This is a genomic window from Methylomicrobium agile (genome assembly GCF_000733855.1).
Lineage (GTDB): Bacteria > Pseudomonadota > Gammaproteobacteria > Methylococcales > Methylomonadaceae > Methylomicrobium > Methylomicrobium agile.
In genome coordinates, this window is record NZ_JPOJ01000001.1 from 849,860 (window position 1) to 870,961 (window position 21,102).

Below are 21,102 nucleotides of genomic sequence, written 5' to 3' on the forward strand. Positions count from 1 at the left end.
TTGACTTGATTTAAAGCATAAAACCGCCGTGACCTGTAGAGCGGATGCCGACAGGCGTCCCCCCAAAAATCGGAAGACATAGCAAATTTAACATCAGGCGGAACCCGGCAAGCCGGTTCCGCCTTACAGATTTAATCGGCATGGCGTTTTCATCTTTCTCCGCATCGGAAAAGGACATACAATCCATTTTTGGGAAAAGGAGTTGCGGAACCATGCATAAATGCCTCCCTGCGATCGCCTGCTGGTTGTTGGCGTGGCTTCCTGCCGGAGGATCATGCAGAGAGGCGACGGTCGTGTCCATACCGGCGGGAGAATGCACGCTCAGCCTCGAAGCGGACGAGGAATGGCGCACCCTGCGTCTGCGCACGCACCATCCGCGTTATCGGCCCTGCACTGTCGACCGGCAAACGGTCCTCGCACTTCTCGACGCAGCATTCGCCAAAACCGAACCGCCCGCGCTGCAAGGCGGATACGCGTCCTTGTCTCTCGGCCGGTTGATCGATTATCCCTGGCTGTCGCAGTATCTGGCCGAAACCGCCTACCGGGACCCGCGCTGGAACCGGAAAACAGGCCGGCCGGTCAAGGCGGAAATCAACGCTTATACGGCCCGCCTGCTCGATAACCGGGACCTGCTGAAGCCGATTGAGACCGGACTCGCCAAACACGGCTACCGCATCACCGGCGTCTCGGTCGAAAAAGTGCTGGTCGGCCACGCTTCCGACCTGCCCGGCTCCGCACCGACACGGCTCGCCGGCCGAATTCCCTTCGATGCGCAGGTCTGGCTACAGTTGCGGGAACTATCGCATCGATAGACCTTCAAGACTTGATCGTCTTTTCCTCGCCGGCCAACAGCCGCTGAATATTGCTTTTATGCCGCCACAGCAGCACTACTGTCATCAGCGCCACCGCTACGACCAGCATCGGATTGCCGACGATGAACCAGGCATAGGCCGGCGCCAGTACCGCCGCGGTCAGCGCGGACAGGGACGAAATTTTGCCGACCTTGTACATCAGCAGCCACGTCGCGACGAAAGCGAGGCCCAACACCCAGGAAAAGCCGAACAGCACGCCGATCGTGGTCGCAACGCCCTTGCCGCCTTTAAACCCGAAAAAGATCGGGTAAAGATGTCCTATGAAAGCCGCAAGGCCGGTTGCGGCGAGCAGTCCGGCCGGCACGCCGAGCAGATGGGCGGCGTAAACCGGAATCAATCCTTTCAGCAAATCGCCCGACAAGGTAGCGGCCGCCGCCTTTTTGCCGCCGATCCGCATCACGTTGGTCGCTCCCGGATTGCCGGAGCCCTGCTCGCGCGGATCGGGCAGGCCCATCAGCCGGCAAATGATAATCGCACTGGAGACCGAGCCTATCAGATAGGCCGCAGGAACAAACAACCACTCAATCATATACACCTTTCGTCAATCAAAACTTGTAAGCCGGGGGCAATTCCCCGATACTTAGCGCTTTTAAAAAAGCGCTCATCATAACCGGAAAATTACCATGGACATCATTTTTTTAGGCGGGCTGGAGATCAAAACGATCATCGGCATTTACGACTGGGAACGGGAAACGAAACAAAGCGTGGTGCTCGATATCGAAATGGGCTTCGACATCGGAAAAGCCGCCGAAACCGACGACATCCAGTACGCGCTCGACTACAAAAAAGTCTCCAAGCGGATCATCGGCTTCGTCGAGGAGAGCCAGTTTTTTCTGGTCGAGAAGCTCGCGGTGGAAATCGTCAAAATCATCCAGAACGAATTTCAGGTACCTTGGGTCAAACTGACGTTGAACAAGAAAGGCGCGATCAGCGGCGCCAGCGATGTCGGCATCATAATCGAACGAGGGGATCGCAGGCAGTGACCAGAGGCTATATCAGCATCGGCAGCAACATCGAAAAGGAAAGAAATATCCACAGCGCATTGCGCGAGCTGTCCCTGCTTTTTGGCGGATTGGTGGTTTCGAGCACATACGAAACCGAACCCGTCGGCTTCGACGGAGCTACCTTCCACAACCTGGTCGTCGGCTTCGACTCCGACCTGAACGTCAAAACGATCGCGAAACAGCTCCGGCAGATAGAGCTGGATCACGGCCGCACGCGCGGATGCAAAAAATTTTCATCGCGAACCCTCGATTTGGATCTGATCCTGTTCGGCGACCTGATCCTCAACGACGACGGCCTGCAGATTCCGCGCGACGAAATCGAACGCTATGCGTTCGTTCTGGAACCGCTTGCCGAAATCGCCGGCGATTTGCGGCATCCGGTCAGCGGCATCCGTTACCGCGATCTATGGGAGCGCTTCGACAAGGACGGTTTCGCGCAAAAACGGGTCAAACGGGGCTGGTCGTCAATAGAATAAGGTGCGCCCGCCATCGATGGTCAGTATCTGGCCGGTCATGTAATCGGCATCCCGGACCAGAAACGAAACCGCTTTCGCGATATCGTCCGGCTCGCCGCTTCGTTTCAGGGCCACGCGCTGCAGAATCTCCTGCTTGTGCGGGTCTGACAGATCGTGCTCAGGCCAGATGATGGCGCCGGGCGCCACGCCGTTGACGCGGACCTCCGGCCCCATTTCCTTGGCCAGAACACGGGTCATCGCCGCGAGCCCCGCCTTTGCGAGGCTGTACACCGAGAAATCGGGCAAGCCGCGTTCGGCATGAATGTCGACGATATTCACGACGCATCCCTGCCTGGCCTTCAGGGTATCCCGCAAAGCCTGAGCTAAAAAAAACGGCGCTTTCAGGTTGCTGCCGAGAAGGTCGTCCCATTGCGCTTCGGAAACCTCGCCGAAAGGCGTCGCATAAAATGCCGAGGCATTATTGATCAGAACGTCGATGCCTCCGCCGATTTCCAGCGCAGTTCCGGCAAGCCGTTCCCGCTGATCCTTGTCCAGCAGATCGGCCTGCAGCGCGCTGGCCGAAGCCGGCCGCAGCCGGTTCAATTCGCCGCACAGTTCAAGCGCTTCCCGTTCCGACGACTTATAATGCACGATCACATGACAGCCTTCCCGGTGTAGCCGCCGCGCGCAGGCGGCGCCGATCCGTTTGGCCGCGCCGGTTATCAGTACGTTTTTTTGCATCGATCCTACTCCGCCATGAAAATCCTTCCACTTTTTCTTCCGTTGCTGATTGCGCTGACCGCCTGCGGCAAGTCCTCCGCCTCGCTGAGCAAGTTGCCGAATCAGGGGATCATTCTCGCTTTCGGCGACAGCCTGACCTACGACACCGGCGCTTCACCCCGGCGCGATTATCCGAGCGTCTTGGCCGGACTGACGGCGCGGCAAGTGGTCAATGCTCGGGAGCCTTATGAACCTTGGCTTCAGGCAAACGATCAACGCTCACATCCCGGCACCATAACTGCGTAATCACCGGCCCGCTCATCGCCGGATCGGCGCTGGTCCAAAACCGGTCGGAGCCGGGCTCATTCGCCTCATTCAGCAAACCATGCGCTTCGAGACGCCGGCAAAGCTGGCGGGCGACCGCTTCGGACGAATCGATCACTGCGACATCCGGTCCGGCAATTTCCTGAATCAAGGCGCGGAGGAAAGGATAATGGGTGCAGCCGAGCACCAGCGTATCGGCGCCTCTGGCCAATAGCGGCGCCAGATAGCGTTCGAGCAGGCTACGCGTCTTTTCACCGGCCAGATCGCCCGCCTCGACCTGCTCGACGAGACCCGGGCAGGCTTGCGGCAGGATTTCGGCTTCGGCACCGTAACGCTCGAACAGCTTGACGAAATTGTGGCTGGCCAGCGTCCGGCTGGTGGCGAGCACGCCGACCACGCCGGTTCGGGTTTGCGCGGCGGCCGGCTTGATCGCCGGTTCCATCGCCACGATCGGCAGCGTGAAACGAGTCCTCAGCGAGGCCACCGCCGCCCCGGTCGCGGTATTGCAGGCGACCACGATCGCTTTCGCGCCGCGGTCGAGCAAAAACCGGCTGATCGCGAACGACCGCTTTTCGATGAACGCCTGGGGCTTGTCGCCGTACGGCGCATGGCCGGAATCGGCGACATAAATCAGGTTTTCGGCGAGTAATTGACGCCGGATCTCGCTCAGCACCGACAGCCCGCCGACGCCGGAATCGAAGACGCCGACCGGATCGGCATTCGAACGCAAAACCGCCAAGATCCTATAAACCGAACAATTCGCGCATTTTCTGGCCCGGGCTGTCCGCGCGCATGAACGCTTCGCCGACCAGAAACGCATAAATGCCGTTATCGAGCATCAGCTTCACGTCGTCGGGCATATGGATGCCGCTTTCGGTAATCACTAGGCGGTCTTCGGGAATTTGCGCCTTCAAATCCAGCGTCGTCTGCAGCGTCGTTTCGAAGGTGCGCAGGTTCCGGTTGTTGATCCCGATCAGTTTGGTGTCGAGCTGCAGCGCGCGGTGCAGTTCCTCCTCGTTATGCACTTCGACCAGCACGTCCATGCCCAGCCTGGCGGCCAGTTCGGCCAGCTCGCGCATTTGGCCGTCTTCGAGCGCGGCGGCGATCAGCAGGATGCAGTCCGCGCCTAAAGCGCGCGCTTCATAGACCTGGTACGGGTCGATCATGAAGTCCTTGCGCAAGACCGGCAACGGGCAACGCTCGCGGACCAGTTGCAGGTACACCTCGGAGCCCTGGAAATACTCCTTGTCGGTCAGCACGGACAGGCAGGTCGCGCCGTTCATCGCGTAATCCTGACCGATCATGACCGGCTGGAAGTCTTCCCGGATCACGCCCTTGCTCGGCGAAGCCTTCTTGATTTCGGCGATGATCGCCGGTTTTTTCATCAGGACCCGGCCCAGCAGCGCCTGATAGAATCCGCGCGGTTTTTCGACGCTCTCGGCGAAACTTTCAAGGTCGACGATCGGCGTGCGCACCTTGCGGCGGCTGACTTCTTCGGCTTTGGTATCGAGGATTTTTTTCAGGATGTCGGGCGTATCGGTCATAGCGTCAATGGAGTGTTCATAGAGTTTGAATAAGCAATCAGGGCATCCAGCTTCGCGCGCGCGGCGCCGCTGGCGATCAGCGCATCGGCTCTGGCAATGCCGGCTTCGAGCGAAGAGGTAAGATTCGCCGCATAGATCGCGGCGCCGGCGTTCAGCACCACGATGTCGCGCGCGGGGCCGGGCCGGTTATCGAGCACGGCTTTCATCATTGCAAGGCTCGATTCGGCGTCGTCGATCGCCAGTTCCGCCAAACTTGCGCGCTGCAGGCCGAATTGCTCGGGCGTGACCGTATAGGTCGCGATAGCGCCGTCTTTCAGTTCGGCCACGTTCGTGGGTGCGGCGATGCTGATTTCATCGAGTCCGTCGTCCGCGTTCACGACCAGTACGTGTCGGCTGCCGAGTTTTCTCGATACTTTCGCCAAGGGCTCGACCCATTCCTTCGCAAACACGCCGATCAATTGGTGCGGCGCGCCGGCCGGGTTGGACAACGGACCGAGCAGATTGAACAAAGTCCTGACGCCCATTTCGCGGCGAGCGTTGCGGGTATGCTTCATCGCGCCGTGCAGTTTTTGCGCGAATAAAAAGCCGACGCCGAGCTGATCGACGCAATCGGCAACCTGCTCGGGGCTCAGATCCAGATTCACGCCGGCGGCCTCCAGCACGTCCGCACTGCCGGAACGGCTCGACACCGAACGGTTGCCGTGCTTGGCGACTTTCGCGCCCGCCGCCGCGACCACGAACGCACAGGTGGTCGAGATATTGAACGTGTTCGCGCCGTCGCCGCCGGTGCCGCAGGTATCGATCAGGTGCTCGCCGGTAACCGGCACCTGGCTCGCCAGTTCGCGCATCACTTCGGCCGCCGCGGCGATTTCGTCGATCGTCTCGCCTTTGCAGCGCAGCGCGATCAAAAAGCCGCCGATCTGCGCGTCGGTCGCCTGGCCGCCCATGATCCGGAGCATCACCCGGCGCATCTCGTCGTGCGTCAGATTCTGTTTATCGAGCAGTTTTTGCAGGGCTTGTTGGATTTGCATCAGCGGGTTTGCTTAATGAGCCAGGCTTGTAGGGTATGCTGTGCATACCGTTTTCGATGTTATCCGGCGTACCGTCAAGGCATTCGGAATGGTACGCGCAGCGTACCCTACATTTTATCGTTCCAGGAAATTCCGCAACAGGTCATGCCCGTGCTCGGTCAGGATCGACTCGGGATGGAACTGCACGCCTTCGATATCGAGCGTTTTGTGGCGGACGCCCATGATTTCGTCGAGTTTGCCGGCTTCGCCCCGGGTCCAGGCGGTGACTTCGAGGCAATCGGGCAAGGTTGCTTGTTCGATCACCAGCGAATGGTAACGGGTCGCGGTGAAGGGGTTTTTCAGCCCTTTGAACACGCCGACGTTGTGGTGGTAGACCTCGGAGGTCTTGCCGTGCATGATCGCTTTGGCGTGGATGATGTTGCCGCCGAACGCGTAGCCAATGCTTTGATGGCCGAGGCAAACGCCGAGGATCGGATAGCGGCCGGCGAATTTCATGATCGCTTCGACCGAAACGCCGGCTTCCCGCGGGGTGCAGGGGCCCGGTGAAATGACGATCTTATCGGGCGACAGGCGCTCGATGTCATCGACCGTGACCTGGTCGTTGCGCACGACCGTTACGTCCGCGCCCAGCTCGCCGAAATATTGCACCAGGTTGTAGGTGAACGAATCGTAATTGTCGATCATCACCAATTTGATTGCGCTCATGCTCCTTCTCCTTCGAGTCCGGCTTCGGCCATGCCGACCGCACGGAAGATCGCACGGCCCTTGTTCATCGTTTCGTCCCATTCGTTGCGCGGGATCGAGTCGTAGACGATCCCGGCACCGACCTGGATGTGCAGCGTGTTGTCCTTGATCACCGCCGTGCGGATTGCGATCGCGGTGTCGAGGTTGCCGGACCAGGCGATATAGCCGACCGCGCCCGAGTAAACCCCGCGCTTGACCGGTTCCAGTTCGTCGATGATTTCCATCGCGCGGATTTTCGGCGCGCCGCTGACGGTACCGGCCGGAAAGGTCGCGGCAAGTACGTCGAACGCATTCTTGCCCGGTTTCAGCCGGCCGATCACGTTCGAGACGATATGCATCACGTGCGAATAACGTTCGACGATCATCTTGTCGGTCAACTGCACGCTGCCTATTTCGGCGACGCGGCCGGTATCGTTGCGGCCGAGGTCGATCAGCATCAGATGTTCGGCGATTTCTTTCGGATCGGCCAGCAGTTCCTTTTCGAGCGCCAGATCCAGTTCCTGGGTAGCGCCGCGGCGGCGAGTACCCGCGATCGGACGGACCGTCACGATGTTGTCTTCGAGGCGGACCAGGATTTCCGGCGACGAGCCGACGATATGGAAGTCGCCGAGGTTCAGGAAGAACATGTACGGCGACGGGTTCAGGCAGCGCAAGGCCCGGTACAGGTTCAACGGCGCGGCGGCATACGGGATCGACAGCCGCTGCGACAGCACCACCTGCATGATGTCGCCATCGGTGATGTATTCCTTCGCCTTGCAGACCGCCTCCTCGAAACCGTGCTGGGTGAAACCGGAGACGAAATCGGATTCGTTGACCTTGCGAGGTGCCGTATGCCGTGCCGGCTTGGCCTGCACTTCGCGCAGCTTGATCGACCATTCATGCAGGCGCTGCTGCGCCCGCTCGTAAGCCCGGTCTTCGGCCGGGTCCGCATGCGTCAACAGCAGCAGTTTGCCGGACAGGTTATCGAACACCAGCATTTCCTCAGACACCATCAGCACGATGTCCGGATTGCCGAGTGGATCGGGCTTGCCGTGGCCGGCGAGCCGCGGTTCGATATACGAAATCGTCTCGTAGCCGAAATAGCCGACCAGGCCGCCGTTGAAACGCGGCAGCTCGTCGATGTCGGGCACCTTGAAGCGCGCCTTGAATTGTTCGATCCAGAGCAGCGGATTGTCGAGCACGGCCGTTTCGACGATCTCGCCGTTTTTTTCCAGGTTGATCCGGTTGCCGATCACCTTCACGATCGTTTTGCAGGGCAGCCCGATGATCGAATAGCGTCCCCACTGTTCGCCGCCATGCACCGATTCGAATAGATAGGAATAAGCGCCGTCGGCCAACTTCAGGTACGCGCTGAGTGGCGTATCCAGATCGGCCAGCACTTCCCGGCCGACCGGGATGCGGTTATAGCCCTGGCGGGCGTATTGATTGAATTGTTCCGGGGTCATTCTGTTTCTTCAAACTGCGCCTTGCGCAATGAGTAAACCCGTAGGTCGGGTTAGCGAAGCGTAACCCGACATTGGCAACACATCATGTTGGGTTACGCTTCGCTAACCCAACCTACGGAAACTAACAATTATTTACCGGCTTTCGCGAGCTCGGCACGCATGTCGTCGATGATCTTCTTGTAATCCGGCTTGCCGAAAATCGCGGAACCCGCGACAAAAGTGTCGGCGCCCGCTTCCTTGATGGCGCGGATGTTGGCGCCGTTGACGCCGCCATCGATTTCGAGGCGGATGTTCAAGCCGCTGTCGTCGATCTTCTTGCGCACTTCGCGCAGCTTGGGCAGCGCGGACGGAATGAACGACTGGCCGCCGAAACCCGGATTGACCGACATCAACAGGATCATGTCCAACTTGTCCATTACGTAGTCCAGATAATGCAGCGGCGTACCCGGATTGAATACCAGACCCGCCTTGCAGCCGCTGTCCTTGATCAGTTGCAGGGTGCGGTCGATGTGTACGGAAGCTTCCGGATGGAAGGTGATGATGCTGGCGCCGGCTTTCGCGAAATCGGGAATGATCCGGTCGACCGGCTCGATCATCAGGTGCACGTCGATCGGGGCGGTCACGCCGTGTTTTCTGAGCGCCTCGCAAACCAGAGGACCGATGGTCAGGTTCGGGACGAAATGGTTGTCCATCACGTCAAAATGCACAATGTCGGCCCCGGCGGCCAGAACGTTATCCACTTCCTCGCCCAATTTGGCGAAATTGGCGGACAGAATGGAAGGCGCGATCCAGTTTTCGTTCATTATCGTCTCCTCGCGGTTAATCTCGTTAAAACGATCCATTATAACTTTTTTTTTACGGCTAGGCTTCGATATACAATGACCGTTTGCAATGTGATGAAAAATTTCCACGATGAAACTGGTTACCTTTACGCACGCTCAATCCACCCGCGTCGGCGCCGTCGTTGACGATACCGTCGTCGACAGCCTCGGCAGTCCCGCCATTCCGCCGCGGATGATCGATTTTCTGGCCTCGGGCAGCGAAGCACTCGCGGCAATGCAGGCGCTGATCGACAGCGGCAGCCACCGTATCCCGCTCCGGGATGTCAAGCTCGAAGCGCCGGTGCCAAGGCCCGGCAAATATCTCGCGATCAGCCTGAATTATGCGGACCATATCGCCGAAACCGGCAAGGACCGGCCCGAATATCCGAGCTTCTTCACCAAGCAAAGCACCTGCGTGATTGGAACCGGAGCGGCGATTCAGCGCCCGCGAGTATCGGACAAGCTCGATTACGAAGGCGAGCTGGCGTTCGTGATCGGCCGGCGCTGCCACCATGTGCCGGTCGAAAAAGCCCGCGAAGTGATTGCGGGATTCACGATCGCGAACGACGTGTCGGTGCGCGATTGGCAGGCGCGCTCGCCGACGATGATGATCGGCAAGTCGTTCGATACGGCGGGGCCTTTGGGTCCGTGGATCGTCACTGCGGACGAAATCCCCGACCCCCACAACCTGGAGCTGAAAACCCGGGTCGACGAAGAGTTGCGGCAAAACGCGAATACCGGCGAGATGCTGTTCAACTGTTATGAGATGGTCGCCTATCTGTCCGAGGCGATGACGCTGGAGCCGGGCGATGTGATCAGTACCGGCACGCCGGCCGGCGTCGGCGTCAAAATGTACCCGCGCGGTTATTTGAAGCCGGGGCAAACGGTCAGAATCGAAATCGAAGGGATCGGGACGCTGGTCAACCCGGTCGTGATGGAGCCGTGAAGTTTCTTTTCTTGTTGGACGGCGCGCCCGCCGGCGCCGAGCCGCCCGGTTTGTGGGCTGCCGATTTATCGGCTTTTCTTCGCGGATAAGGGAACAGTACCGTCACCTTCAAACCGTCCAGTTCCGACACGCCGAGGCTGAATTCGGCGCCGTGAATCGCGACAATCCGCTGCGCGATCGAGAAGCCGAGCCCGGTACCCTGCGCGACGCTGGCGGTCTCGGCCAAGCGGTGGAAACGCTTGAGCGACTTTTCGTAGGCGTCCGGCTTGATACCCGGCCCCGAATCCTCGACGCGCAATTCCACATGCTTTTCCTTATCGGTCAGATAGATCCGGATGCTGCCGTATTCGGGCGTATATTTGATCGCATTGTCGACGATATTGCGGATCAGGATATTGATCAAGGGCGGATTGCCGATGATTTCGGCGGAAGATTTCTCGATGAACTCGACGTCGATCGATTTTCTGTAGGCGTCGTGTTCCAGGTCCGTGATCACCTGGATAACCTCCGAAGCCAGTTTCACGCCGGTTTTTTCGAGGAATTCGGGACCGGAATCGATCCGCGAGAAGGTCAGCAACTGCTTGACCATATAGCTCATCCGGTTGACCGCCTGCTCTATCCTTTTCAAAGCCTGGCGCTGGATCTGCTCGTCCTGCGTTTTCAGCGCCACCTGCACCTGCGTCAGGAGCCCCGCCAGCGGCGTTCTCAGTTCGTGCGAAGCGTCGGCGGTAAAGCGGCGCTCATGCTCGAAGGCTCGCTCAAGCTGAGCGAAGAGACTATTCAGCGCATTCACCATCGGCACCAGTTCGTTCGGCAGGTTGTCGACCGACAAGGGCTTGAGGTAGCTGATTTCGCGCTGCGCCAGCGCTTTTTGCAATTGGTTCATCGGCGCCAGCGCATTGCCGATGATAAACCATACCACCAGCGCCAGCACGGGCATTCCGACCAGAAACTGGATAACCAACTGTTCGGAGATTTCGTCGGTCAATTGCTGGCGGATCGCCTCCTGCTGGCCGACATGGATCACATAATCGCCCGTCTTGTTCGACACGCTGAAGACATGCCACAGGCTACCCTCGCTTTGCACTTCGCTGAACCCCTGTTTGGCGACGGTAAGCGGAATCTGGGGCGCGCTCTCGGAGCGCAGCAGGAGCCCCTTATCTTTGGACCACAACTGAAAGGCGACTTTTCTTTCGTATTTCAGGCGAAGCGCACCGTCTTTCAGAGAATCGTTGAAAACATGCCATACCATTTCATCCTGTTCGGCTTCTTTCAGGCCGTCTTCCAGCAAGTCCGGCTTTTTACCGGAGCCCAACAGCACGCCCTTTTCTTCGGACCAGAGCTGATAGGCCAGTTTTCTTTTATACGTTTCGGTAAAAGGGCTCTTTTCCCCTCCCCGCTCCAGCCGTCCCTGCTTCCAGTAATCGGGCAATGAACCGTCCAGCAGCAGGCTGTCCACAAAAGCCAGCAGGACTTTACCCGACTGGACCAGCTCCGCATCGAACAGTTTGGCAACCTCGTCGCGGGTCGCTTTATAGCTCGAGTAGGCGGTAACGCCCCAGACTACCATCGTCGCCGACAGCAACGATACCAGCAGGAGTTGCCGTAGGGAATAGTTCATCAGCCTTCTTCGGCGTCGATAATGTAGCCAACCCCCCTGACCGTCCGAATCAAGGAGGGATCGAGTTTCTTCCGGAGATAATGAATATGCACTTCGACCGTATTGCTTTCGATGTCGGAATCCCATGAATACAAACTTTCTTCGAGGCGCGCCCGGGAAACGACGCGGCCGATGTTGCCCATCAGAAAACTCAGGATTTCGAATTTTTTTTGCGAAAGGTCGACTCTTTCATTGTTATAAGTCACGATGTGGCCGGCCGGATCCAGCACCAGCCCTTTATGCTCGATGGTCGGCGTACTGCGCCCTTCGTGCCGTCTGGCCAGGGCACGCAAACGGGCGCAGACTTCGGTCAGGTCGAACGGTTTGATCACGAAGTCGTCCGCGCCGCTGTCGAGTCCCGACACTCTATCGGGAATCGTGTCGCGGGCGGTCAATACCATCACCGGCGTCTCGTCCTTGCGGCTGCGCAGATCGCGCAGCAGGTCCATGCCGTCCATGTCCGGCAACCCCAAATCCAGCACGATCAACTCGTAAAGGTTATTTTTCAGCGCTTCTTCGGCAAGCTTGCCGGTAGTGAACCAGTCGACCGCATAGCCTTCCATTTTCAGGCCGGTCGCCAGTCCTTCTCCGAGGATCTCGTCATCCTCAACTAACAAAAGTCTCATGCAATTTCTCTATCTCATTGTATATAAAGCGCGCCATCTTAATTGCTGGCTCGCCAACCCGCCGGCTTACGGCTGCGGCGGCACATAACCTTCCGGCATCTCGTTGTTGCCTTCGAACAAAAACTTGTCCCGCTCCTGCGCCAAAAAAGCCTTGGCTTTCGGGTCGTAGCTCGCCAGACGGTATTCGTTGATCAGCATCGTCTGCTTGGCGATCCATTGCTGCCACGCCTGTTTCGATATATTTTCATAGATCTCCTGCCCTTTGGGACCCGGAAACGGCGGCTCGTCGAAGCCCTCCAGTTCCATTCCCAATTTTGCGCATTTAATCAGTCTTGCCATGTTTGTCCTCGTGGTTTTGATATTGTTTCAACAATAGGTTGATCGGTGTGGGCAGACCCAGCCTGGCAATCGCTTCAAGCGGATGCCAGATCGGCGATCCGGTTTCGCCGACACCGCCGGTGATGCCGTCGGTCAGAATCACCAGCGGCGTAAAATCCAGGTGAAAATGCGAAAAGGTATGACGCCGCCTGTCCATCGCATACCGCCCGACGACCGGTATATGGCGATCCAGGCACCAGCCTAGGGCCTGATCGGGATTCTCGAACTCGGGTAGACACCACAACCCGCCCCAAATTCCGGCCGGCGGGCGTTTTTCGAGAAAAACCTGCCGGTGCCTATCGGTGAGCAACAAAAAAGTCCGCTGTTTGACCGGCAAAGCCTTGGCCGGTTTGGGCGCTGGAAAATCGTTCACCCGTCCTGTCCCGAACGCCAGACAGTCTGCATTGACAGGACACGCGCCGCAGGAAGGGCGGCTGCGCGTACAGACCGTCGCACCCAGATCCATGATCGCTTGCGTATAATCCGCCGCCCGCTGTTCGGGAGTCAATGCCCGGCTGAGCTCCCATAAGCGCCGGTTCACTTTCGCTTCGCCGGGCCAGCCCGGTACGGCCCGGTAACGGGCCAGCACCCGCCGGACATTGCCGTCCAGAATCGGATGGCTGCGGCCGTAGGCGATGCTCATGATCGCGCCGGCGGTCGACAGGCCGATTCCGGGCAATTGCTGAAGTTCTTCCAGCGTATCGGGAAAGCTCCCCTGCCCGGCGATAATCAGCGCCGCCTTATGCAGATTGCGGGCCCGCGCATAGTAGCCCAAGCCGGACCAATGGCGTAATACCTCGTCAATGCTCGCATTCGCCAGCGCTTCGACGCTCGGGAATCGGTCCACGAACGCATTGAAATAGGGAATGACGGTAGCCACCTGAGTCTGCTGGAGCATCGTCTCGGAAATCCACACCCGATAGGGCGATTTGTCCTGCTGCCAGGGCAGATCTTTGCGGCCATGCCGATCGAACCAGGCAAGCACGCGCTCGTTAAACGTCGAATCGTTCACGCGGATCATCTGCAACTAGAACAATCGGTCCAGTAAATCACCGACACCGGGGCCTAGCTTCTTATCCAGTTTATCTTTCAATTTGTCTATCTTATCCGTGTTTTTGTCGAGGAATTTCTCGATTTTGGCCTTGTTCTTCTCGGTGAGCAAGGCTTTCATATCCAGCCGATAGCGGGGGTCTTCCAGCGTTCCGGACATATTCACCACGATCGGCGTGCTGTGGAATTTTTCCGGTTCCGTCGCCGTCGTCGCCTGCGCCTTGACGAGGTGCGTGACGAAACGGTAATCCGCCAGCCCGGTATCGACATTCGTAAAACCGCTGCCGGTCATCCGGAACAAGGGCGCCTTGACCAGCAGATCGTCGCTCCGCAGGATGCTGCCGGCCAGCGAGTCCGAGCCCGATATCTCGGAAAACTTCAATCCACCGCCGTAGCCTGCCGGCAGCGGCGCCTGATTGAGCAAACCGATGCCCTGATTGATGATTTTCAGGAATTTCACATCGCTGATCGCGCCATCCTTGAGCCCGAAGGCCAGCTTCCCTTTCAGTCCCTGTCTGATCTGTTTCAAATCCTTTCCTCGCCCCTGCAAAGCCGCCGAACCGGTCAGCACACCGCTCATGCCGATTTTACTCCCGATAAGCTTAAGAATGGCTTCAATATCGGCTTGATCGATCTTTTCAGTCAAGGCCACCGCCGTATCGCCGCCTTTTGCATCGAGATCGACGCCGCCCGAATAGCGGCCCCCATAAAATCGGCCGATGCCTTGCCGGGTTTGGACGCTCCCTTCCCGCGCATTCAACTGCAAATGCAGGTCGTCGGCGACAATATCGTTCACTTTCAGGTGCTGCAAATGCAGCTCGCCTTGCGCATTGAGTTTCCTCAGCCGCTCCGCCGGCAGCTTCGCAAGCGCCGCTGCAATCGCCGCGGACGGGCTGACCAGCTTGTTTTTTTCGCATCCGGCGGCAGATAGCGCCCGACATCGAGCGTATCGCCGGTCAAATTAAAACGGATCGACGGCGCCTTCCAGCCTTCGAGATGCGCCTCGCCTTGCAGCAGCGTATCGTCCAGGCGGCCGCGAAACGCATCGATAGCCAGCGTATCTTTCGCTGCGCGCAGGTTGAAGCCGGCCTGCAAGCGCGTAAACGCACGCGCATCCTGAAATTTCGGCACCGCGATGTCGAAGCGCCGCAACACTTCGCGCGGGTTGAACTCCGCCACTTCTATGCCGGCCTGGATGTCGGGATCGCTCCATAGATTGGCGCCGCTCAGGCTGGATTCGACGGACACGCCATTCGACTCGACATGCAGTTTGGGAGCCTGGAGTTTTTGCGCGTCTTTTTCGAAAATAATTTCCGGCGCGGTCAACCTGGCCGCCAGCGTTTTACCCGGCCGAGCCTTCGCCTCCCGAGTCAAGATCAACTCGGCGCCGGCGAGATTCACGGCAGCCGGATTCTGCCTGAGCATCGCGCGGCTGTGCAAAGCGATCCGGTTCCGATAGCCGGATTCCGGTTCCAAGATCGAGAAATTCAGCGCCACCTCGGTAAATTGATCCCAGTTGAAAGCCCCGACATCCAGATTGATCCCGTCGATCTCCATCCGTCTGCCGGCCTGCCGATCGTCCCAGACAATTTTCGAATCTTTCATCGAGGCGCCGCCGATCGTAAAGAGCCGCAGCCCCGCGTCCTTTTGAGACGGCGCTGTCGCCGCCGGAGGAGCCATGCCGGGAGAAGGAACGGCTGCATTCGCGCCGTTTTTGGGCTCTTCAAGACTCCAATTATTGAGGCCCGCCTCGGTACGGATCAGATGCAGCCGTAAACCTTGCAGGCCGACACGGTCGATTTCAACCCGCTTTTGCAATAGCAGCGGCAACAATTTGACCCGAGCTTCTCCCCGCTCGATGCTCAGAAAATCCGTTTCCGGAAACGCCTGACCGTTTTTGATCCGGACTCCCTCGATCGACAACCCCGGCGAAGGAAAAACCGACAACTGTAAATCGCCGCCAAATTCGACTTCGCGTCCGGTTTTTTCCCTCACCGCCTCGGCTATCAGAGGCTTGAACTGATTCGAATCGACAATAAACGGCAGGACCGCGATCGCGAGCAATAACGCCAATATGCCCAAAATCACGGCAAACACTTTCTGCGTTTCCCTCATAATTCTCACCTTGCGATAAAATGATGCCGTAAAGGCCGAATATGGAATATGATTAGCGCCTGATCGCTGCGTTCCGGACCGACCGGCCGCAGCCTAGCAAAATAACAACTCAAAAAGGTGAGACGATGTTATACCTCGCAAAATTCGCCGGCGTGGCAATTCTGGTCTGGTTTTATTTAACCGCGAAAGAAAGAGGGCAGCCGACGGTGCAATGGGCTGTAATAGGATTGGTCGGCTACTGGCTGACTTGGTGGCTGGTCAAACTGTCGGTGCTGCACCCGCTCGGCGACATGCTGACCAAAAGCCCGACCTCACTTTTTCTGGTAACTCAGATTCCGGCCATCGCCGGCATCATCGTAAGCATTTTCGTTCGCAAGAAGCTGATCGCGAATGCCTCGAAAGAATCGGCGCAGGGCAACGATAACTGATCCTGCGGCCCGTCCGCCAAGGGCGCATTACAGCGATGCAATGCGCCCGAAAACAACTGCCTTTATGACAGCCCTTCAAAAGTTATTATAACTTTTCGGAATTTTTTTCCAGATATTCCGCAACCCCTGCAGGGCTTGCATTCATACCGGTATCGCCTTTGTTCCAGCCGGCCGGGCAAACTTCGCCATGCTCTTCGTGGAATTGCAGCGCATCGACCATACGGATCAATTCGTCCATGTTGCGGCCCAGCGGCAAATCGTTGACCACTTGATGACGCACGACGCCGTTTTTGTCGATCAGGAAGGAACCGCGGTAAGCCACACCAACTCCTTCCGCTTCGACATCATAATCTTTGCAGATATTGTGAGCGATATCGGCCGCCATCGTGTAACGGACCGGACCGATGCCGCCTTTGCCGACCGGCGTATTGCGCCAGGCATTATGAGTAAAATGCGAGTCGATGGAAACGGCAATCACTTCCACATTACGGCTTTTGAATTCGTCGATGCGGTGATCTAGCGCGATCAATTCGCTGGGGCAAACGAACGTAAAATCCAGGGGATAGAAGACGATAACGGCATACTTGCCGCGAGTAGCTTCGGAAAAGTTGAAGGAATCAACGATTTGACCATCGCCTAACACGGCGGGAACGGTGAAATCCGGTGCTTGTTTACCAACTAGAACGCTCATCGTTTTTTCTCCAAATAGTTATGAAAAGCAAAGAGTTACCATATCAAGTTCAGCCACGCTAGCGTGGAATCCCTGCATTCTACACCAAAACGGTCGGAATTAATTATTTTTTCGAATCTTAAGGCCTTCATAAATTTGTCATTTTTTTCTTGCATTTGTCAGAACTTTAGGCATAATTTGTAATCATTGGATTACAAATATAGCGGCTGTACTCTTTCAATTATTAAAACTGAAGCCGCTACGTTTATAGGCAACCTAGCTTTACCGCTATTAGACTGATGTCGTTTTTGTGAGGGGTCACTTCCATGGCAAAAAATAAACACATTACCGAACCGGACGTATTCGGTTATCAAGTACGTATTGTCCGCCGCGGCAAAGAAAGCAGCCGGTATTTTTCCCATAAATTATGGGGAAACAAAGCCAAGTCCTTGCAGGCCGCCATTCTCTGGCGCGATCAGATGTTGGTCGTGCTGAAAGGCAGCAAGACCCGTTTTTTAAAGCCGCCGAAGAATAAAACCACAACCGGTGTCACCGGCGTCTCGAAGACGATCAAATACGATCATCGTAAGGATAAAAGCTACCTGTGCTATACCGTATTCTGGGTTCACAACGGCAAATCGAAAAATAAGACCTTCCAGGTCGGCAATATTGCGAAAATTACCGCGGACGACGAACTGCACGCTTTCCGTACCGCCCGCCTATTCAGAAGCTGCTACGAATACGCGATTGATAACGATCTGGAATTCGACGAAAGCAAATTTGCGGGCTGGAAGAAAAAACGACTCTACGAGGAAGAATCGCTGCGCGTTGTAGCCTAAAGCCGATCTCCCAGCGGGTTGCGCCGGATCAATTTCGCCGCCCAAACTTCCGGTCGGCTACCATCGCAACCCCTTATCCAACCCCGAAGGAGCCGCAGGCGGAAGGCTTCTTCCGAGCAGATAGGAGCTTCATGCCCGAATTCTGGCTCTCCGTCCAATCTCTGATCGAACGCTTACTGATTGATTCCGCCGCGTTACATCTCTTCGAACCGGCTCCTGCCAAGTATCGGCGGGCTGGATGCCCGCTCTCGCATCTTCCTTGCGCCCCTCCGGCCAGCCGTTTTTCACGGTTCTCGTCATATCCGTAACAATTCAGGTACCAGCGCACACAATGCCCGTCTCATTACCCAACAGGTTAGCTATGCGCCATCAATTCGTTCGTTTTTTGCTGGGAGGCCGGAGGACTGACATTATCTATCGTGCACCGAAAATGGCCTTCGCGTATTCGCCTCATAGACCGAGCTTGACGAAGCATATCCTTTAACCGCTCGTTTACAGAATGATTCTTTACCGGTCTTGTTTCGGGAAAAACCGAAAAACAAGCCCGGCCGAACGTCCGAATCCGATCTCATTCGATTTGTATAGGGTGTTTCGGCATTCGAGACGGTTTCAATACGCCTCAACCGAACTTTATCCGTAACAGATTCATATTATAATACGCAAATCTTCGCGGCGGCTTTGTCAAAGTTTCGCCATCCATTTTACTTTTTCAGCCAATATGAATACCCCGGCAAAACTCTTTACCGCTATCGTTGTTTCGCTGTTGAGCGCATGCGCGACCCAACCTACCCCGCAGCCGGATACCGCCGCCAAAGCAACCGAACCTAAACCGCAGGTTCGGCAAGAGGAACTGCCGCCCGATTATAATCCTTACATCGACCCTCCATTGACGATTATCAAAGACGGTAAATCGCTGAATTTAGTCAGAATCATGGACGGCGGGATCTGCAAAAACGAGCTGCAGGGAGCCAGTGGTTCATTCTTGGTTTATGCGGACCCGCACGACATCGACCGCATTAAGCAGGAAAAGCCGAAAGAAATTTTCCAAGATTTTGAAACCAAAATACAAAATCTCTCTACCGACATTTTGCAACAGGCGATCGATCAGACCAATTTGACGGACGACCCGTTTTCCCTGGACGATGACGTGATGCAGGAAAAACTGACCGAACAATTAACAAAAAACTTCCATAAAGCTGCAGCCGGTCCCCTCTCGGCTTTTATTCGCGAGACGACGTTAACGATCGAGGTTACGCCCTTTCCTCCTTCGCTCACTTTTTATCAGAAAGGCTGCGATATGAGCCGTTTCACTCAGTGAACACTGCCGAAAAACCAATCCGTCGACTTTTTCGGCCATTTACTGCGGAACGTTAACGCGACACGGGTCATTAATCCGCTACTGTCTCACCGAGCGATTCCCGACGGACGGCTCCCTCTGCATTTTTTTCGATTTGTGCAAGCCTTTCGATATACACATTACGGTAAATACGCTGAGGCTGCCTAACAAATTGATGACTACCATTGATTTCTTGAACATGACCATGTCCTTCTATCGGATAATTTCAACATAATGTTTTGCGTTGTACGCTGTAAATTTCTGTGGCGACAAGCTCTAAGTCTCTTGTATTTACTAAACAATGATTTTTGTGAAAAGTTTCACGTAATTCTTCTTTTTCACCGTCGGCAATTCATATTTCATATGAATCAATCGTTTGCCTACCGATAACGCATCTTTGCCGAACTCCCCCGACATTCCCGACCACCAGCGTCCAATATAATTCTCCGGTAGAGATGGCAAATGGTTTACAATCCTCCTGTCATCCAGTAGGCAGGAGGTTGATCATGGGCTGGCGCGAACGCAAACACGAAGAAACTTATTCAGATAACGAAGTGGAAGAGCGGCTGAAGGAAGAATTGCCGCATTGGTATCTCGAAAATGGCTGGATACGCCGCAAATACAAAACCAGCGGCTGGAAAGGCACGCTGATGGTAGTCAACACGGTCGGCCATCTGGCGGAAGCCGCTTTTCATCACCCTGATTTGACCGTTTCCTATGCTTTCGTGATCGTCAAGTTGATGAATCATGCCGCCAAAGGCATTACGAATAAAGACTTTGAGCTGGCACACAAGATAGAAGAAGTGGTGATGTGGCAGCCGGGCAAGGAAGGCGGCGCTTTGGAAGGAACACCGGACGATCCCCGCTTCAAATACATTAAATACGACTGATCGGCGCGAGCCGCGCTTTTTGGAAGGATACGCTACAGGCTTGCGGCGCGCCGCAAGCCTGTAACTTCCGGAACCCGTTACAGCGAGTTAACCGAATTCAGATCCATGAAGGCCTGCTGCAGGCGACTGACCATGCCGAGCTCGCCTTCCCGCTGCCACACACGCGGATCGTAGTATTTCTTGTTTGGCTTGTCGTCGCCTTCGGGGTTGCCGATCTGGCCTTGCAGGTAACCTTCATTTTTCTTGTAGAAATTCATGATGGCCTCCCATGTTGCCCATTGGGTGTCGGTATCGATGTTCATCTTCACGACGCCGTAGCTGATCGATTCCGCAATTTCTTCCGGAGTAGAGCCCGAACCGCCGTGGAAAACGAAATTCAGGGTTTTGGCCGGCAAGCCGAATTTCTCCGACACATATTTTTGCGAATTGTCCAAAATTTTCGGAGTCAGTTTGACGTTACCCGGCTTGTAAACGCCGTGTACGTTGCCGAACGAAGCCGCGATAGTGAAGCGGGGACTGATCTTGCTCAGATGCTCATAGGCATAAGCCACGTCTTCGGGCTGCGTATAAAGCTGGGAATGATCCACGTCGGAATTATCCACGCCATCTTCCTCGCCGCCGGTTACGCCCAGCTCGATTTCCAGCGTCATATCCATTTTGGACATGCGCTTCAGGTATTCGCCGCAAATCTCGATGTTTTCTTTCAGGCTTTCTTCGGAAAGGTCCAGCATGTGCGAGCTGAACAGAGGCTTTCCGGTTTCCGCGAAACGTTTCTCGCCGGCATCCAGCAGTCCGTCAATCCACGGCAGCAGTTTTTTTGCCGCATGGTCGGTGTGCAGAATAACCGGCACACCGTAATATTCGGCCATCAGATGCACGTGCTGGGCACCGGAAATGGCGCCCAGAATCGCGGTTTTCTGGCCTTCCAGCTTCAGACCTTTGCCGGCCACGAAAGATGCGCCGCCGTTCGAGAACTGGATGATTACCACTGATTTGGCTTTCGCCGCGCCTTCCAGCACGGCATTGATCGAATCGGTATTGATCACATTGACTGCCGGCAGCGCCATGTTATTTTCTTTGCAGATCGCAAACACTCTCTGCACATCTTCTCCGGTCACAACGCCGGGTTTAACTACATCTAAAATTTTTTTCGACATAATGAATTGTTAACAATGGTTAAGCTGAGGTGCAAAAGCATCCTGCC

26 protein-coding genes are annotated in these 21,102 nt (G+C 56.3%); 9 read left to right on the top strand and 17 right to left on the bottom strand.

Annotation, left to right across the window (positions count from 1 at the left end):
- Window positions 1–10 precede the first annotated feature (10 nt).
- Window positions 11–301, bottom strand: coding sequence for a hypothetical protein (locus tag CC94_RS0104080; protein WP_157203366.1), 291 nt, complete (start codon window positions 299–301; stop codon window positions 11–13).
- Here CC94_RS0104080 and CC94_RS0104085 point away from each other — a divergent pair.
- Window positions 294–812 (top strand): hypothetical protein, encoded by a 519-nt coding sequence (locus tag CC94_RS0104085; protein ID WP_157203367.1) that lies wholly within the window; start codon window positions 294–296, stop codon window positions 810–812. The genes CC94_RS0104080 and CC94_RS0104085 overlap by 8 nt on opposite strands.
- Window positions 813–816: 4 nt before the next feature.
- Here the strand turns inward: CC94_RS0104085 and plsY are convergent, their stop codons facing one another.
- Window positions 817–1,401 (bottom strand): glycerol-3-phosphate 1-O-acyltransferase PlsY, encoded by a 585-nt coding sequence (gene plsY / locus CC94_RS0104090; RefSeq protein WP_031429895.1) that lies wholly within the window; start codon window positions 1,399–1,401, stop codon window positions 817–819.
- 94 nt (window positions 1,402–1,495) lie between these two features.
- On the opposite strand from plsY, the gene folB reads away from it, so the two are divergent.
- Complete coding sequence (folB, locus tag CC94_RS0104095; RefSeq protein WP_031429896.1) at window positions 1,496–1,855, top strand: dihydroneopterin aldolase; 360 nt, start codon at window positions 1,496–1,498, stop codon at window positions 1,853–1,855.
- The gene (gene folK, locus CC94_RS0104100) at window positions 1,852–2,352 is read left to right on the top strand and encodes a 2-amino-4-hydroxy-6-hydroxymethyldihydropteridine diphosphokinase (protein ID WP_031429897.1); all 501 of its coding nucleotides are present in this window, start codon (window positions 1,852–1,854) and stop codon (window positions 2,350–2,352) included. The genes folB and folK overlap by 4 nt, the downstream gene beginning before the upstream one ends.
- On the opposite strand, the gene CC94_RS0104105 is transcribed toward folK, so the two are convergent.
- Complete coding sequence (locus CC94_RS0104105) at window positions 2,341–3,072, bottom strand: pteridine reductase (RefSeq protein WP_031429898.1); 732 nt, start codon at window positions 3,070–3,072, stop codon at window positions 2,341–2,343. The two genes, folK and CC94_RS0104105, sit on opposite strands and share 12 nt — an antisense overlap.
- A 15-nt stretch (window positions 3,073–3,087) precedes the next feature.
- Between CC94_RS0104105 and CC94_RS23565 the strand changes: the two genes are divergently transcribed.
- On the top strand, window positions 3,088–3,357 hold the full coding sequence (locus tag CC94_RS23565) for a hypothetical protein (protein WP_157203368.1): 270 nt from the start codon (window positions 3,088–3,090) through the stop codon (window positions 3,355–3,357).
- On the opposite strand, the gene murI is transcribed toward CC94_RS23565, so the two are convergent.
- The 6 genes from murI to rpe all read right to left on the bottom strand — a co-directional run bounded on the left by murI (window position 3,281) and on the right by rpe (window position 8,942).
- Window positions 3,281–4,114: a glutamate racemase gene (murI, locus tag CC94_RS0104110; protein ID WP_245619699.1), complete on the bottom strand. Its 834-nt coding sequence runs from the start codon at window positions 4,112–4,114 to the stop codon at window positions 3,281–3,283. The genes CC94_RS23565 and murI overlap by 77 nt on opposite strands.
- A 4-nt stretch (window positions 4,115–4,118) precedes the next feature.
- Window positions 4,119–4,919, bottom strand: a complete 801-nt coding sequence (gene trpC / locus CC94_RS0104115) for an indole-3-glycerol phosphate synthase TrpC (RefSeq protein ID WP_005374177.1) — start codon at window positions 4,917–4,919, stop codon at window positions 4,119–4,121.
- On the bottom strand, window positions 4,916–5,950 hold the full coding sequence (gene trpD / locus CC94_RS0104120; RefSeq protein WP_031429900.1) for an anthranilate phosphoribosyltransferase: 1,035 nt from the start codon (window positions 5,948–5,950) through the stop codon (window positions 4,916–4,918). Before trpD ends, trpC begins: the two co-directional genes overlap by 4 nt.
- A 114-nt stretch (window positions 5,951–6,064) precedes the next feature.
- Window positions 6,065–6,655, bottom strand: a complete 591-nt coding sequence (locus tag CC94_RS0104125) for an anthranilate synthase component II (RefSeq protein ID WP_031429901.1) — start codon at window positions 6,653–6,655, stop codon at window positions 6,065–6,067.
- Window positions 6,652–8,139 (bottom strand): anthranilate synthase component I, encoded by a 1,488-nt coding sequence (gene trpE / locus CC94_RS0104130; protein WP_031429902.1) that lies wholly within the window; start codon window positions 8,137–8,139, stop codon window positions 6,652–6,654. Before trpE ends, CC94_RS0104125 begins: the two co-directional genes overlap by 4 nt.
- A gap of 128 nt (window positions 8,140–8,267) precedes the next feature.
- Window positions 8,268–8,942, bottom strand: coding sequence for a ribulose-phosphate 3-epimerase (gene rpe, locus CC94_RS0104135; protein ID WP_031429903.1), 675 nt, complete (start codon window positions 8,940–8,942; stop codon window positions 8,268–8,270).
- A gap of 109 nt (window positions 8,943–9,051) precedes the next feature.
- Here rpe and CC94_RS0104140 point away from each other — a divergent pair, with 109 nt between their 5' ends.
- Entirely contained in the window at window positions 9,052–9,906 is an 855-nt protein-coding gene (locus CC94_RS0104140) for a fumarylacetoacetate hydrolase family protein (protein ID WP_031429904.1), read from the top strand.
- Here the strand turns inward: CC94_RS0104140 and CC94_RS0104145 are convergent.
- The 6 genes from CC94_RS0104145 to CC94_RS0104170 form a co-directional block, all read right to left on the bottom strand.
- Window positions 9,881–11,527, bottom strand: coding sequence for an ATP-binding protein (locus CC94_RS0104145; RefSeq protein WP_036303714.1), 1,647 nt, complete (start codon window positions 11,525–11,527; stop codon window positions 9,881–9,883). The genes CC94_RS0104140 and CC94_RS0104145 overlap by 26 nt on opposite strands.
- Window positions 11,527–12,192, bottom strand: coding sequence for a response regulator (locus tag CC94_RS0104150; RefSeq protein WP_031429906.1), 666 nt, complete (start codon window positions 12,190–12,192; stop codon window positions 11,527–11,529). The genes CC94_RS0104145 and CC94_RS0104150 overlap by 1 nt, the downstream gene beginning before the upstream one ends.
- Before the next feature lie 66 nt (window positions 12,193–12,258).
- Window positions 12,259–12,531, bottom strand: coding sequence for an oxidative damage protection protein (locus CC94_RS0104155; RefSeq protein WP_005374190.1), 273 nt, complete (start codon window positions 12,529–12,531; stop codon window positions 12,259–12,261).
- Complete coding sequence (gene mutY / locus CC94_RS0104160) at window positions 12,515–13,591, bottom strand: A/G-specific adenine glycosylase (RefSeq protein WP_031429907.1); 1,077 nt, start codon at window positions 13,589–13,591, stop codon at window positions 12,515–12,517. The genes CC94_RS0104155 and mutY overlap by 17 nt, the downstream gene beginning before the upstream one ends.
- Window positions 13,592–13,597: 6 nt before the next feature.
- Entirely contained in the window at window positions 13,598–14,521 is a 924-nt protein-coding gene (locus tag CC94_RS0104165) for an AsmA family protein (protein WP_084675291.1), read from the bottom strand.
- Window positions 14,461–15,735: an AsmA family protein gene (locus CC94_RS0104170; RefSeq protein WP_031429909.1), complete on the bottom strand. Its 1,275-nt coding sequence runs from the start codon at window positions 15,733–15,735 to the stop codon at window positions 14,461–14,463. The genes CC94_RS0104165 and CC94_RS0104170 overlap by 61 nt, the downstream gene beginning before the upstream one ends.
- Before the next feature lie 125 nt (window positions 15,736–15,860).
- Here CC94_RS0104170 and CC94_RS0104175 point away from each other — a divergent pair, with 125 nt between their 5' ends.
- Window positions 15,861–16,163 (top strand): hypothetical protein, encoded by a 303-nt coding sequence (locus CC94_RS0104175; protein ID WP_005374193.1) that lies wholly within the window; start codon window positions 15,861–15,863, stop codon window positions 16,161–16,163.
- Between the two features lie 85 nt (window positions 16,164–16,248).
- Here CC94_RS0104175 and CC94_RS0104180 read toward each other — a convergent pair whose 3' ends face one another.
- The gene (locus CC94_RS0104180; RefSeq protein WP_005374194.1) at window positions 16,249–16,854 is read right to left on the bottom strand and encodes a peroxiredoxin; all 606 of its coding nucleotides are present in this window, start codon (window positions 16,852–16,854) and stop codon (window positions 16,249–16,251) included.
- Between the two features lie 305 nt (window positions 16,855–17,159).
- On the opposite strand from CC94_RS0104180, the gene CC94_RS0104185 reads away from it, so the two are divergent.
- The 3 genes from CC94_RS0104185 to CC94_RS0104205 all read left to right on the top strand — a co-directional run bounded on the left by CC94_RS0104185 (window position 17,160) and on the right by CC94_RS0104205 (window position 19,898).
- Window positions 17,160–17,672, top strand: coding sequence for a hypothetical protein (locus CC94_RS0104185; protein WP_005374195.1), 513 nt, complete (start codon window positions 17,160–17,162; stop codon window positions 17,670–17,672).
- Window positions 17,673–18,603: 931 nt separating this feature from the next.
- Entirely contained in the window at window positions 18,604–18,990 is a 387-nt protein-coding gene (locus tag CC94_RS24550; protein WP_245549404.1) for a hypothetical protein, read from the top strand.
- Window positions 18,991–19,514: 524 nt separating this feature from the next.
- Window positions 19,515–19,898: a 4a-hydroxytetrahydrobiopterin dehydratase gene (locus CC94_RS0104205; RefSeq protein ID WP_005374200.1), complete on the top strand. Its 384-nt coding sequence runs from the start codon at window positions 19,515–19,517 to the stop codon at window positions 19,896–19,898.
- 77 nt (window positions 19,899–19,975) lie between these two features.
- Here the strand turns inward: CC94_RS0104205 and fbaA are convergent, their stop codons facing one another.
- Window positions 19,976–21,055: a class II fructose-bisphosphate aldolase gene (gene fbaA, locus CC94_RS0104210; protein WP_005374202.1), complete on the bottom strand. Its 1,080-nt coding sequence runs from the start codon at window positions 21,053–21,055 to the stop codon at window positions 19,976–19,978.
- Between the last annotated feature and the right edge of the window lie 47 nt (window positions 21,056–21,102).